Source organism: Streptomyces sp. NPDC092370 (assembly GCF_044755265.1).
In the GTDB taxonomy this organism is placed as follows: domain Bacteria; phylum Actinomycetota; class Actinomycetes; order Streptomycetales; family Streptomycetaceae; genus Streptomyces.
In genome coordinates, this window is sequence record NZ_JBIVQO010000002.1 from 955,508 (window position 1) to 969,087 (window position 13,580).

At 74.4% G+C, this 13,580-nt stretch carries 12 protein-coding genes; 3 read left to right on the forward strand and 9 right to left on the reverse strand.

All coding sequences use genetic code 11. From position 1 onward, the window contains the following. Positions 1–93: 93 nt before the first annotated feature. The 3 genes from ACIQHQ_RS10790 (at position 94) to ACIQHQ_RS10800 (ending at position 3,027) form a co-directional block, all read left to right on the forward strand. Entirely contained in the window at positions 94–1,107 is a 1,014-nt protein-coding gene (locus tag ACIQHQ_RS10790; protein ID WP_402611509.1) for an ABC transporter permease, read from the forward strand. Then, positions 1,104–1,931 (forward strand): ATP-binding cassette domain-containing protein, encoded by an 828-nt coding sequence (locus ACIQHQ_RS10795; protein WP_402611511.1) that lies wholly within the window; start codon positions 1,104–1,106, stop codon positions 1,929–1,931. The genes ACIQHQ_RS10790 and ACIQHQ_RS10795 overlap by 4 nt, the downstream gene beginning before the upstream one ends. A gap of 64 nt (positions 1,932–1,995) precedes the next feature. After that, positions 1,996–3,027 carry a LacI family DNA-binding transcriptional regulator gene (locus ACIQHQ_RS10800; RefSeq protein WP_402611513.1) on the forward strand — a complete coding sequence of 344 codons (1,032 nt, stop codon included), beginning with the start codon at positions 1,996–1,998 and terminating at the stop codon, positions 3,025–3,027. A gap of 36 nt (positions 3,028–3,063) precedes the next feature. Here the strand turns inward: ACIQHQ_RS10800 and ACIQHQ_RS10805 are convergent, their stop codons facing one another. The 9 genes from ACIQHQ_RS10805 to ACIQHQ_RS10845 all read right to left on the reverse strand — a co-directional run bounded on the left by ACIQHQ_RS10805 (position 3,064) and on the right by ACIQHQ_RS10845 (position 13,579). Beyond that, the gene (locus ACIQHQ_RS10805) at positions 3,064–3,555 is read right to left on the reverse strand and encodes a cysteine hydrolase family protein (protein ID WP_402611515.1); all 492 of its coding nucleotides are present in this window, start codon (positions 3,553–3,555) and stop codon (positions 3,064–3,066) included. 420 nt (positions 3,556–3,975) lie between these two features. Beyond that, the gene (locus ACIQHQ_RS10810) at positions 3,976–5,733 is read right to left on the reverse strand and encodes an ABC transporter ATP-binding protein (protein WP_402611517.1); all 1,758 of its coding nucleotides are present in this window, start codon (positions 5,731–5,733) and stop codon (positions 3,976–3,978) included. After that, positions 5,730–7,469, reverse strand: coding sequence for an ABC transporter ATP-binding protein/permease (locus ACIQHQ_RS10815; RefSeq protein WP_402611518.1), 1,740 nt, complete (start codon positions 7,467–7,469; stop codon positions 5,730–5,732). The genes ACIQHQ_RS10810 and ACIQHQ_RS10815 overlap by 4 nt, the downstream gene beginning before the upstream one ends. Continuing rightward, complete coding sequence (locus ACIQHQ_RS10820) at positions 7,466–8,776, reverse strand: SagB/ThcOx family dehydrogenase (protein ID WP_402611519.1); 1,311 nt, start codon at positions 8,774–8,776, stop codon at positions 7,466–7,468. Before ACIQHQ_RS10820 ends, ACIQHQ_RS10815 begins: the two co-directional genes overlap by 4 nt. An 11-nt stretch (positions 8,777–8,787) precedes the next feature. Next, on the reverse strand, positions 8,788–10,167 hold the full coding sequence (locus tag ACIQHQ_RS10825; protein ID WP_402611520.1) for a YcaO-like family protein: 1,380 nt from the start codon (positions 10,165–10,167) through the stop codon (positions 8,788–8,790). Continuing rightward, the gene (locus tag ACIQHQ_RS10830) at positions 10,164–11,645 is read right to left on the reverse strand and encodes a CocE/NonD family hydrolase (RefSeq protein WP_402611521.1); all 1,482 of its coding nucleotides are present in this window, start codon (positions 11,643–11,645) and stop codon (positions 10,164–10,166) included. Before ACIQHQ_RS10830 ends, ACIQHQ_RS10825 begins: the two co-directional genes overlap by 4 nt. Beyond that, entirely contained in the window at positions 11,642–12,496 is an 855-nt protein-coding gene (locus ACIQHQ_RS10835) for a hypothetical protein (protein WP_402611522.1), read from the reverse strand. Before ACIQHQ_RS10835 ends, ACIQHQ_RS10830 begins: the two co-directional genes overlap by 4 nt. A 90-nt stretch (positions 12,497–12,586) precedes the next feature. Continuing rightward, positions 12,587–12,700 (reverse strand): streptamidine family RiPP, encoded by a 114-nt coding sequence (gene amiA, locus ACIQHQ_RS10840; RefSeq protein WP_240797855.1) that lies wholly within the window; start codon positions 12,698–12,700, stop codon positions 12,587–12,589. Between the two features lie 57 nt (positions 12,701–12,757). After that, the gene (locus ACIQHQ_RS10845; RefSeq protein WP_402611524.1) at positions 12,758–13,579 is read right to left on the reverse strand and encodes an ABC transporter ATP-binding protein; all 822 of its coding nucleotides are present in this window, start codon (positions 13,577–13,579) and stop codon (positions 12,758–12,760) included. Position 13,580: the final 1 nt, after the last annotated feature.

Genomic DNA, 13,580 nt, shown 5'->3' on the forward strand with positions numbered 1-13,580 from the left:
TCCCTTGTCCTCCGGCTTCTCCGCTTCCTCCGGCTCCTCCCCCGAGGGCGGACGGGGACGGACAAGGACTCTGTCTTCCGACAAGGACTTCGCATGACCGCCACGTCCACGCCTCCGAGCACGTCCTCGCCGTATGCCGGGCTCAAAGCGCCGACCACGGCCCGCCGACTGCTCACGGCACCCACCACCGGCCCACTGGCCGCCCTCCTCCTGGCCTGTGCCTTCTTCTCCTTCTCGACCGAGCAGTTCCTCACGGGCGGCAACTTCTCGCTGATCGTGCAGCAGGTCATGGTCGTCGGTACCCTCGCCATCGGCCAGACCCTGATCATCCTCACGGCGGGCATCGACCTGTCGTGCGGCGCGGTGATGGCGTTCGGCAGCATCATGATCGCCAAGATGGCCGCCGAGGGCTCGCTGCCCCCGCTCGCCGCCATCGCCTTGGGCATCGGCGTCTGCGGCGGATTCGGGCTGCTCAACGGGCTGTTGGTGCAGAAGATCCCGCTGCCGCCGTTCATCGTCACTCTCGGCATGCTCAACGTGGCGTTCGCGCTGACCCACATCTACTCCGAGGAGCAGACGGTCACCAACCTGCCCGGCCCGCTGACGGCCCTCGGGCAGACCTTCCCGCTCGGCCACACCGACATCACCTACGGCTCGCTGGTCACCATCGCCCTGTTCCTCCTCCTCGCCTACGCGCTGAGCAGCACCGGCTGGGGCCGCCACGTCTACGCCCTCGGCAACAGCCAGGAAGCGGCGCGGCTGAACGGCATCCGCACCTCCCGCCTGACCATCGGCGTCTACACCACGGCCGGCCTGCTCTACGGCATCGCCGCCCTGCTGCTCATATCCCGCACCGGAGTCGGCGACCCCCAGGCGGGGCAGACCGACAACCTCGACAGCATCACCGCCGTGGTCCTCGGCGGCACCAGCCTCTTCGGCGGACGCGGTTCGGTGCTGGGCACCTTCATCGGCGTCCTCATCGTCGGTGTCTTCCGCAACGGACTTCAGCTGATGGGCGTCGCCTCCATCTACCAGACCCTGATCACCGGCGTCCTGGTGATCCTCGCGGTGACCGTCGACCAGATCTCCCGGAAGAAGGCCCGATGACCTCCCCCACCCCCGTCCTTCAGGCCCGCGGTCTGGTCAAGCGCTACGGCCATGTCACCGCCATCGACGGCGCCGACTTCGACCTGATGCCCGGTGAGGTCCTCGCCGTCATCGGAGACAACGGAGCGGGCAAGACCAGCCTCATCAAGGCACTCACCGGTGCGGTGGTCCCGGACGAGGGCGAGATCCGCCTCAACGGCGAACCGATCCAGTTCTCCGGCCCGCAGAGTGCCCGCGCCCACGGCATCGAGACGGTCTACCAGGACCTCGCCGTGGCCGCCTCCATGGACATCGCCTCGAACATGTTCCTCGGGCGTGAGCTCCGCCGACCCGGTGTCCTCGGCAGTGTCTTGCGCATGCTGGACAAGAAGCGCATGCGCCAGGAGGCCGCCGAGCACATGGCCGACCTGAAGATCGGCCTGCGTTCGCTGACCCAGTCGGTCGAGACGCTCTCCGGCGGGCAGCGGCAGGCCGTCGCGGTCGCCCGCTCCGTCGCCTGGGCCCGCAGTGTCGTCGTCATGGACGAGCCCACCGCCGCCCTCGGCGTCAAGGAGTCCGGACAGGTCCTCGACCTCATCCGCCGGGTCCGCGACAAGGGCATGCCGGTGGTTCTGATCAGCCACAACATGCCGCACGTCTTCGAGATCGCCGACCGGATCCACGTCCACCGGCTGGGCCGGCGCGCGGCCGTGATCAGGCCGACCGACTACTCCATGGCGGAGGTCGTGGCCATCATGACCGGCGCGCTCACCGTCGACGCGGCCGGGGATACTGTCGTAGCGGATTCCGCGGCGGCGAAGGCCGCGGGAGTCCAGGCCAATTGACGCACTCACGGGTACCGGCCGAGGCCGCGGCCGGGACCGACGAGCACAGGAGACAGTTTCCTCCATGGCAGCGAACCGCCGCCCGACCATGGCAGACGTCGCCCGAGAAGTGGGCGTCAGCGCCAAGACCGTCTCCCGCGTTCTCAACGAGGACGGATACGCCTCGGAACAGACCAGGGAACAGGTTCTCGCCGCCGTCGCCAAGCTCGGCTTCCAGCCGAACCTCATGGCCCGCAACATCCGGGTGGGAGGACCCGACACCACGATCGGACTGGTCGTCCCCGACCTGGCCAACCCCTTCTTCGGGGCCGTGGCCAGGAGTATCGAGGACACGGTGCGCGACCGTGGCCTGACCCTGCTCGTGGGCTCCTCCGCGGACGATCCCGACCGCGAGCGCTCGTTGACCGACAAGTTCCTCGCCCGCCGCGTCAGCATCCTCATGGTCGTACCGTCCGTCGGCGCCGACCACTCCCATCTCAAGGCCCACCGCACCGCGGGACTGCCGGTGGTCTTCATCGACCGCCCCGGCGCGGGCCTGGCCACGGACAGCGTCGTCAGCTCCAACCGGGACGGCTCCCACGAGGGCGTCGCCCACCTGATCGCCCACGGACACCGGCGCATCGGCTTCATCGGCGACCTGCCCACCAAGCTCTACACCCGCCGCGAACGCCTGGCCGGCTACCGCGCGGCCCTGCAGGAAGCCGAGATTCCCTGCGACCGCTCACTCGTCGTCAGCGCGCACGACCAGCAGGGCGCCGAGGCGGCGACCGCGCGACTGCTCGACCTGGCCGATCCCCCCACGGCCCTGTACGCGGGAAACAACATCATGGCGCTGGGCATAGTGGCCGAACTCGCCCGCAGCAAGCGCAAGGACGTCGCCTTCGTCGCCTTCGACGACGTCTCGCTCGCCGAAGCCCTCGAACCGGCGCTGACCGTCGTGGCCCAGGACCCCGGGGAAATCGGCAGAACCGCGGCGGCGACCGCCCTCGCCCGCCTGGACGGCGACCGGTCCCGGGCACGGACCGTCACCGTCCCCACCCGCTTGATCGTCCGAGGCTCGGGCGAACAGCGGGCGCCCGGCACGCGGGCGGCATGAGCGGGCCGTCCCCGTCCGAGGGCGACGCCGCCCCGGTCATGTGGCCGGGCTGGACACCGACTCGGCCCACGCGTCGACGGTGACGACATCCGCCCACCGCGGGAACAGTCGCTCGACAAGGACCCGGTGCACCTCCGGGTCGGTGTCCAGGCAGGAGAGGACGGTAAGCCCGAAGTCCAGGTCGTTCGCCCGGCACAGGGCGGACAGCACCACGGCACCGGTGGCGATGCCGGTGAGCACGAGGCTGTCGATACCGCGCGCCCGCAGCACCACGTCGAGATCGCTGCCGGAGAACGCGCCGGCCCGCCTCTTGGTGACCACCACGTCACCCGGCCGGGGCGCGACCTCGGGGTGGATCTCGGTGCCCGGGGCGCCCTCGACGCAGAGGCCGGCCTCGCGAGGGCGGTGAGAGCCCTGTTGCGCGTCCCGACCTCCGGGATGCCGGGTCGCAGTGCGATGACCACGTAGATCACGGGGATGTCGCCGCCCGGGCCCCGTCGATGGCCCTGCGCAGGCGCGGCAGGTCATCCGGAGCCGTCGTCGGCGAGGTCCACGATGGCCCGCTGGACGTCCGTCACGAGAAGGTCGCTGCTCAAGTGACCTTCAGGCAGGTGGAGTTGGCACGGGTTCCGAAGGACGGACCCTACGGGTCTCGGGGACGGTAGCCCCCCAGCGGGCCGGGCGCCGCTTCGGTCGGCGTGGCGGGGCCGCGCCGCCGGGCGCCCGAGCCCCGGCCCCAGCGCGTCGACCAGCGTGTGCGGCGAGAGGCCGTCCGTCGGCAACGCGGCGAGCGGCGGATCCACCCTCGATCTCAGACGCAAGGGCGCACGCGCGTGGGACTCCTCCCCGTGCCGCCGACCGCCGTCGTTGCGACGTTCGTCCGGGAGAAGTCGTTCCGGACGCACGCGCCTCAAGCCCCCGTGCCCGGGCCTGGGCGGCGTCCCGCGCTCAGGAGGGGGTGGTGAGTACGCGGTTGAGCGCGCTGCCGGGGCGGCTGGTGAGGTCCTCCCAGGTTCCCTCTTCCGTGATGCGGCCCTTCTCGAGGACGGCGATGCGGTCGGCACGGCGGATGGTGGCCGGCCGGTGGGCGATGACGATCGTGGTGCGGCCCTCCTCCCGCAGCGCGGCGGCGAGCTGGGCGTCACCGGTGTTGTCCAGGTGGGCGGTGGACTCGTCGAGGACGAGGACACGCGGGCGTACCAGCAGCGCGCGGGCGAGGGCTATGCGGGCCCGCTGTCCTCCCGAGAGCGTTGCGCCGCGCTCCCCCACGAGGGTGTCCAGCGCGGCGATCCGGTCGACGCCGCACCGGCGCGCTGCCGTGGCGAGCAGGTCGTCGTCCGCTTCGGGTGCGGCGAGCCGCAGGTTCTCGGCGAGGGTGCCGTGGAAGAGGGGTGTCTCCTGTCCCACGAGGACGACCGCCCGCCGCAGTTCGGGGTCGCTCACGTCCCGGATGTCCACGGGGTCGCCGTGGGCGGACACCAGCTGGACCGCCCCCTGGGAGGGGTCCCAGAACCGGGCCAGCAGGTGGGCGCAGGTCGACTTGCCGGCCCCCGAGACACCGACCAGGGCGAGTGTTAGACCGGGAGGGACGGTCAGGTCGACGCCGACCAGCACGGGCTGTCCGCCGTAGTCGAACCGCACGCCGTGCAGCCGGACACCCAACGGACCGGGCGGCAGGGGACGGGGAGCGGGGGGCGGCGGGGCGAGGGCGGGGGCCTTGACGGCCGCGCCGACGCGGGCGGCCGCCGCGCGCAGTGCCACGGCCTGGCTCAGGGCGCGGGCCGACTCCGCGACCGGACCGAGGACGGACAGGGCCAGGGCCATCGCCGCCGGGGCCCATGCGCCGTGCAGCCGCCCGGAGGTCACGGACTGCGCCGCCGCGGCGACCACGCCGAGGACGGCGGCCACGATGAGCAGGTCGCGGACCGATGCGGCGACCGCCTCCCAGGTGGCCTCGGCGCGCTGGGCGTCGCCCAGCTGCCGTCCCCGCTTCGCCAGCGTGCGGCGGCGTTCCGCGAGCCGGCCGAAGGCGAGCAGTTCGCGCAGCCCGTCGACGGTCTCCACGGTGTCGGCGGACAGCCTCGCCGCGGCCGTCCGGGTGCGGCCGCCGCGTGCCGCGCGCCCGCGCGCGTCGGCGAAGGGCGCCGCGGCGAGCAGGGCCGCGACCGGGAGCACGGCCGCCAGCAGCCACGGTTCCACCACGGCGAGGACCAGGGAGCCGCCGGTGAACATCGTCGCCGACGCCAGCAGTTGGGCGGTGGTGTGGGCGTAGAAGAATTCCAGCGCCTCCACGTCGGCCATGGCGGTGGCGGCGAGGTCGCCGCTGCGCCGGGCCGCGATACGGGCGGGCGCGCTGCGGGCGAGTCCGTCGAAGACGCGCACCCGCAGTACGGCCAGCACCCGGTAGGCCAGGTCGTGCGAGAGGTCCATCTCCCGCCAGGTCGTCAGGGCACGGACGAGAACCAGGACGACGAGCGCGGTGACGGTGGCGGCCGAGGGGGCTCGCCCTTCGATGACGGCGCTGCCCACGGTGTGCGCGGCCAGGGTGACCAGCGCGACGAGGGAGCCCTGTTCGAGGAGGGCGGCGGCGCAGGTGCGGGCCGTCATGGCGCGGTGAGCGGCGAGGGCGGGGAGGAGGGCCCGCAGTGCGCCGCGCGCGGGTGCGTCCGCTTCGGAGAGGGCGGTGGTGGCGGTGGCGGTGCTCATGCGGCGAGTTCTCCTCGGTGGGCGCGGCCGGCGTCGACGAGCCGCGCGTAGACGCCGCCGGCCTCGACCAGACCGGCGTGCTCGCCGACGGCGTCCACCCGTCCTTCGTCGAGGACGACGATGCGGTCGGCGTGCCGGACGGCGGCCAGCCGGTGGGCGACCACCAGGACGGTCCGGCCGCTCGCGGCGTTCATCAGTTCCCGGAGGATGTCCGCTTCGCGGCGCTCGTCGACCGCGCTCGTGGCCTCGTCGAGCACCAGCACCGGGGCGTCCGCGAGGAGCGCGCGCGCCAGGGCGAGACGCTGGCGCTGGCCGCCGGAGAGGGTGGCGCCGCGCTCACCGAGGACGGTGGCGTAGCCGTCGGGGAGGGCGGTTATCTCGTCGTGGACTCCGGCGACGCGTGCGGCCCGGGTCAGGTCGTCGTCCGTGGCGCCGGGCCGGGCCATGCGCAGGTTGTCGGCGATGCTGGCGTGAAAGAGGTAGGTCTCCTGCGACACGACGGCGATGCCCTGCCGCAGCGAGCCGAGGGTGTACTCGGTCGTGGGGCGCCCGTCGAGCGTGATCCTGCCCTCCTGCGGGTCGTGGTGGCGCAGGAGCAGGGCCAGCAGCGTGGACTTGCCCGCGCCGGAAGGGCCGACGATCGCCGTCGTCCGTCCCGCCTGCGCGCCGAAGGAGACACCGTCGAGGGCGGGCGCCCGTGTGCCGTCGTAGGTGAACCGGACGTCGTCGAAGCGCACTTCGGGCGGGGTCGTCCAGCGGGCGGGGGCCTTTCCGGTGTCGGGGACGGCCGGCTCGGCGGTGCGCAGGGCCGCGAGGCCGTCCGCGGCCGACAGGCCCAGGTATCCGGCGTGCCATTCACGGGCCAGGTCGCGGACCGGCCGGAAGCACTCGGAGGCCAGCAGCAGCACCAGATAGGTGCCGGTCGCCGTGGTGGATCCGGTGACGGCCGACCAGCACGCCAGGAGCGCGGCCGCGGCGGTGCCGCCCTGGATGGCGAGGTCGGTGATGGCGGTGTCGACCAGGGACACCCTCAGTTTGGCGACGGTCGCCCGGTGCAGCGCGGCGGACCGCTCCTCCAGGCGTGCGCGGGTGCGCCCGACGGCGCCGGCGGCACGCAGGGCGGGCATGCCCTGGAGCGCCTCCAGGTAGTCGGCGCCGAGCCCTTCGTAGGTGTCCCAGTGCTCCTTGCCGCGGGCGGCCAGGAGCCGGTCCCAGGCGCGCGGACCGGCCAGGGCCAGCAGCAGGGCGGGGACGAGGCCGAGGAGTGCCCACGGTTCGACCACGGCCAGGACGGCCAGGACCAGGGGCGGCACGGTGAGGGTGATCAGCAGCTGGGGCAGGTAGCGGGAGACGTAGGCGTCGACGCCCTCCACCCCGTCGACGAGGGTGGTGCGGACGGCTCCGGCCCTCGCGGTGGTCAGGTGGGCGGGCCCCAGCCGGCCCAGGTGGGTGAGGAGTTCGTCCCGCAGGGCCACCCTGACCCGGGCCCCGGCACGGGTGGCGGTGCGCCGCTGCCACAGGGCGAGTCCGGCGCGGGCGGCGACGACGGCGAGCACCGCGGTCAGCAGCCATGGAAGCGGGCCGGTGTCACCACGGGCCAGGTGGGCGAGCGCGAGGGCCAGCAGTGCGGCCTGTGCCAGGTGGGTCAGGGTGACGGCGCCCTGCAGGACGGTGGACGCGAGCAGGGGGCGCCGGGCGCCCCTGGCGGCGCGGCGCAGCTCGGGGTGGACGATCACGTGGTGTTCTCCTCGTCGGCGTGGCGGGTGCCGAGGGCCAGTCCGTGGACGACCCAGTCCCGGCCCGGGGCGGTGCCGAGGGCGGCGCCGAGGTCCGCCTGCTGCCACGAGCCGACGGGCCGAGCCGCCAGTCCGTGGCGCAGGGCGGTGACATGGGCCAGGTGGACGGCGAAGCCGGCCCGCAGGTGGGCGCGGCGGATGTGCACGGCGTCGGCGTCCGCGGGGCAGCCGTGGGCGAACAGGACGGCGCCCGCGTCCGCGATCCACGCCTGGCCCGCGGCCCAGGCCGCGAGGGTCGGGCGGGCCTCTCCCGCCGCGTGCCGCCGCAGGGTCGTGCCGTCGGCGGACAGAGCCATCAGGGCGGGTCGTGGCGGGCCCACCGCGGCGCACCAGCGCAGGTCGCCGCCGCCCGGCCGTGCGGTGGTGGTGAGGACCTCCCGCAGCGCGCCGGTGCCCGCCCGTTCGGCGGTGGTGAGGACCGCCAGCAGCGCGTCCGGGGGCGGGGCGCCCGGCAGAGGCGGTGGGGCACTGCGGCGCGCCAGCAGTTCGGCAGGGGTGGGGATCGCCAGCAACGCCTCCCGGGACGGGGCGCCCGGCAGAGGCGGTGGGGTACTGCGGCGCGCCAGGAGTTCGGCGGGGGTGGCCGGGCCCCCCGGCGGGTCCAGGGCGCGGGCGCCGCCGTCCGGGTGTGCCCGGCCCCGCCCGCCCTCCTGGTGTCCCGGACCGCCTCGCCCGCCGGGCGGCGGGATGTGCACGGCGGCCAGTGGGCTCTCGGCGAGACCGTCCAGCCGTACCTCGGGCTCGTCCGTGCCCAGCGCGCGGGCCGCGAGATACAGGGCCGCGGCGGCGTGCCCGGTGTCCAGCAGCAGCAGCGGCCAGGCTCGGTGGCCGTAGTGGGAGATCGTGCGCCGTGCGGTGACGGAGAGTTCGGCCCTCACGCCGGGCGGTGTGTGCTCGGGTTGCCGGCCGAGGCGGTGGAGGCGGTGGCGCAGCGGGTCGTAGCCGTAGCGGCCGGGTGGCAGGGAGCAGCCCGCGCCCACGTACAGTTCGGCGTCCACCGGGTGCAGTGCACCGGCCGAGGCCACGGGCCTGAGGCGTCCGGAGTCGTCCGCCGCGGACAGCGAGTGGCGCAGCAGGGCCCCCAGGTCGAGGGCGGCCGGGCCGGCCGGCGGGAAGGTGCGCGGCGGTCCGGGCCAGGCCCGGACCGCTGTCCCGGCGGGTGTGTCGGGTCCGGGTGGCTCCGGGGAGCGGGCGTGGGCGAGGGCGGCGACGAGGTCCACGGGGCGGTCCTCGCGGAGGTCTTCCACGGGTGCGGCCCTCACATGTGCGGCGGAGGCGCCAGCGTGAAGTCCTCCGGCGCGCTCGGCGGGCTCGTGCGCCACCCTCGGGCGACGGCGGCCTCGGCGAGGCGCGGGCAACCGAAGTAGCCGAAGGCGGCCGGGGCGTTGGGCAGCAGCCCGGAGACGAGCACGCGGGCGACGCGCAGGGGTGTCTCGGCCACGTCCTCCGTGGTGAGGTCGAAGGTCATGACACGGTGGCCGCCCGCGTGCAGCGTGCTGTCCAGCCGCTGCCGGCTGCCGCGTTCGACCTCGTCGAGGGACACGGTCCCGAGCGCCGGCTCGGTGAACCGCCTGGCCTCGGCGGCCATTCTCTCGTCCAGCCACACCTGCACATGGGCGCCCAGGTCTCTCACGTGCTCGAACTGCTCGCCGCACACGTCGAGATAGCGGCCGTCGGCCCGGTGGTCCAGGTACAGCCCGCGGGCGAGCAGCCCGGCCTCCACGGCCTGGAACACCCAGCCGCCGGAGCCGGTCAGGCCCTGGGTGAAGACCCAGGTGTGGACGGCTTCCAGGACGGCCTTGCGGGCGGCTTCGGCCGGGTCGTACTTGCAGGCGAACCCGGCTGCGTACAGGCCGAGGCGCGGGTCGTGCACGAGCGCGGCCATGCAGGGGGCGAACTCCGAGTACATCTCGACGATGTGGACGTCGAACGCGCAACCGGCGAGGTCGTCGGCGAGGCCGGGCACGCTCGCCGGGTCGATGCCGCGGGCCGGGCCGTCCAGATGCCACCACAGTTCCAGGGCGTCGCGTTCGACGATCTCCAGCAGGCCGCGTTCGACGGCGTCGTCGAGACCCTGCCCGGTGGCGATCCCGGCGTAGTTGAGGTGGTGGGTGCGGGGCAGCTCGCGCAGTTCGCCCTGGCGCCAGTTGAGGTGGGTGAGCGCGACGGGGGCCCAGACCTCCGCCGTCCGTGCGCCGGGCAGCAGTTCGGTGCCGCGCGTCCACAGGGCCGGGGTGTCGGGGGTGAGGGGGCGGTAGGGGAACGTCTCCCGGGCGTACTGCCAGTCGGCGTACGCGGGCAGGTCCCCCGGGCCGTAGAGCCGCAGGCCCTTGTCTGCCAGTTCGGTGGCGGTGGCCCGCACGGGGGCTTCGGGGTGGCCGGGCGGCGGGACGCGGTTGCCGCAGTATCGCTCCACCCCCTCGGCTATCGCGGCGACACGGGCTTGGCCGGGGTCGCCGAAGGTGGTGCCGAGGGAGACCCGGTCGGCGGGCCACAGGCCGTGTCTGCGGGCGTCGGATATCTCGGCCGTGAGCGCGGTGTAGCGGGGCGGGGCGCCCGTGGGGTGCGCGACGGGCTCGACCTTGCGGACGATGCCGCACAGGGGGTCGACGAGGGCTTCCAGCGGCAGCGTCGTCATCTCAGGATCTCCTCCGCGAGGTCGACGGGGGTGGGGCGGGACGGGAGCACGGGCAGGCTCAGCACCACGCTGTCCTGATCGATCTCGCGCCGGGAGGCGTGCAGCCGACCGGCCGTCACCGGGTCCTCCCCGGTGTGCGGGTTGCGGGCGTGGGCCGGGAAATGGTGCCCGGCGATCTCCAGGCGCAGCCGGGTGCCGGCGCTCAGCCGACGCGCGATCCGGCCGAGGCCGACGGTGAACGCGGCCTGGCGGCCCGCCCGTTCCTCACGCCGGACGATTCCGACGGCGAGTCTTACGGCGGCCCCTTCCGGTGTGAGGGCGACCAGCCGGGCGGCCCAGTCGGCGGACGGTGTGTGGGCCGTGGCCCGCAGGTGCACGCTCACGGGGCCGACCACGTCGAGCGGACGCGGGAGCGGCGGGGTGACCATCAGGCAGCGGTCGGGCAGGCCGTCGGTGGGGACGGTCAGGTCGTCGGAGCGGACGGGCCGGCCGGGATCGGCGGTGAACGCGGCCCCGCGCAGCAGCCGCGGCCGTCGGGTGCGCGGTTCGCCTTCCCTGCCGGCGGGCAGCCACAGATCGGACCCGCCCAGCGCCTGTGCGCCATGGCGGCCGGGGGCCGGTTCGCCGGCCAGGGCGCGGCGGGTCCAGCGCACGTACAACTCGCCGAGGTTCACCCGGTGGGCAGGGCCGGCGTCGGGGCCGGGTGTGGAACCGAGGCCGTGGCCCCAGGGGCCCAGCAGCAGCCGCGCCGAGGGTCCGCCCCAGGCGTGCCACAGTGCGACGGTGTCCTCGGTGAAGTGGTCGTGGTGGCCGCCCACCGCGAGCAACGGCACGGTGGCGTGCGCCGCCCGCGTGATCAGGCGTCCGCGGTCGCGGTGCCGCCACAGGCCCGCCCAGGAGGGCAGCCCGCGGCCCAGCCGTTCGGGGAGGCCGGTGAGCGGCAGGTGGGTGAGGAGACCGGGGTCCGTCGTGAGGGCCTTGTCCAGCGCGCTCTCGTCCGAGTCCGGTCGGTCACCGTGGGCGGCCCACCACCCGGCGCGGGACAGCAGCCGCTCCACGCCGGACGCCTCGCGTGCCGTCTCCGCCAGGCCGAGGGCGGGTACGGCCGCGAGGACGGCGTCGGGCCGGGCGTCCTCGGGCACGTCGAGGGCGAGGACGAGGGCGCAGTGGGCCGCGTAGGAGGCGCCGACGGCCACCAGCCGGCCGTCGCTCCACGGCTGCCGCCGGATCCAGCGGACGGCCGCCGCGCCGTCGGCGGTTTCGTTCGCGTAGGGGTGCCACTCCCCCGGTGACGCGAACCGGCCGCGCACGTCCTGGACGACGGCGGCGAATCCGCGGCGGGCCCAGCCGCGCGCCTCGGCCCGGTGCCGCGTCCGGTCATAGGGAGTGCGCACCAGGACGGCCGGGAAGGGACCGTGGCCGGCCGGGAGGAGCACGTCGGTGGCGAGTTCCTCCACGGTCGCGTCGAACGCCGTCATCCGTCCTTCTCCGGCATCGGTGCCACGTCGGGCACCGGGAGGACGGGGTGCTCGGTGACCGTCAGCGTGCGCAGGTCCACGCGGCGGAGCCGGCGACGGGCCGGGAGGCCGGCCGTGTGCGAGGCGCCGGTGGCCCACCGGCGGAGATCGTCCGCGAGCAGCGCCGCGAGCAGCGTGGCGGCGGGCGGGGCGAGCCGGACCGGCGCGCCGGAGGTGCGAGGTCCGCTCCAGTACGCGGCCAGTTCGCGGTGGGCGGGGGTGGCGGCGAGCCGACGGGATCGGACGTGTGCCGAGGTGACGTCTCCGGGAGCGGCGGCCACCGGCTCGACGTACGCCTGCCAGCCCTCGCGGTGGCAGCGCAGCCACGCGACGCCGCGGTCGGGCAGGGTGTCGGCGGCGTCCCACAGCCCGTCCGGCACGGGTCCGTCGAGGCACCACACGACCGCGGAGGGGTCTCCGTCGAGCAGGCCCTCGACGCCCACCGGTGTTCCGCCCGAGGCGGTGACGGCCTCGGGCGTGAGAGGCCGGGCGCCCAGGGCGGCCAGCTGCGCGGCGAGCGGTTCGGTCAGTGCCGGGTCGCCGAGGATCCGGATGTCCCGGCGAGCGGCGGGCCACTGTGAGTCCTGCGGCCCTTCCCCCAGATAGCCTGCCTCCTCGAACGCCCGCACCACACGGTCGAGTCCCCCGCCCACCGGGCCGGTTGTCCCGCCGGTGAGCCGGGAGAGCAGAGCGTCCTCGTCGGCACTCCCTGTCCTGACACTGAAGAACTCCCCTTCCTGGGTCCGGACGGCGAGCCCTCGCCCGGGCACGGCGACGACCTCGACACCGGGGACGAGTCGGCTGCGGGACACGGCGATCCTCCTGACGAGAGGTGGGGATGGGCGTGGGCCCGCCCGGAAGGCAACGGGCGGGCCCACGGTCGAGGGTGGCTGGACCCTCGCTTACTCCTCGTTGTCGTCGAAGGGGTTCTCGACGAGCGCGTTGGAGTGGGAGGCCGAGGCGTGGGCCAGCTGACCCTGGTCGGCGATCGGCGTGAAGATCTGCTCGTTGTCCATGAACTCTCCTTGTACATCCGGGAGTTACGGCGTTCGTGCGAGCGCCGTGACGCCACGTTAATGAATTCGATTTTCATATTCTAGAGCTGGGAGGGGGTGATCTGGGTAACACACCGGCCAGCCTCCCTCGGGGTCCCGGCCGACCCGTCCCGCCACCTTCAGCACGTCCGCCAGCAAACCCGGGGTCACCACCTCGCCCGGTGCTCCGTCGGCCACCACACGGCCGTCGCGCAGGGCGACGACGCGTTCGGCGAACCGGGCCGCGTGGGCCAGGTCGTGCAGCACCATCACCACGGTGAGCCCACGCTCGCGGCGCAGGCGGACCACCGTCTGCAGCACGTCGAGCTGGTGGTGCAGATCCAGGTAGGTGGTCGGCTCGTCGAGCAGCAGGACGCGCGTGTCCTGGGCGAGCGCCATCGCGAGCCGGACCCGCTGCCGCTCGCCTCCGGACAGCGCGTCGACGTCACGGTCGGCCCACTCCTCCACCCCGACGTCCCGCAGCGCCCGGTGCACGACGGGGTCGTCGCCCTCGCGCAGCATGCCCAGCGGTCCGCGCGCCGCGTACCGCCCCTGGCGGACGAGGTGACGCACCGTCATGCCCGGGACGGCCGGAGCGGACTGGTGCAGCAGGGCCACCCTCCGGGCCGTGGCGCGCCGGGACAGCCGGGCGAGGTCGTCCCCTCCGAGGCGAACGCGCCCTTCGTCCGGTTGCAGCAGCCCGGCGGCCAGCTGCAGCAGGGTCGACTTACCGCACCCGTTCAGCCCGATGAGGGCGGTCAGTTCACCCGCCCGGACGGTCAGGTCGACGCCCCGCAGTACAGGTCGCCCGGGATAGCCGAAGTGGACCCCCTCGACGTGGATCCCCACGGACTCGGTCATG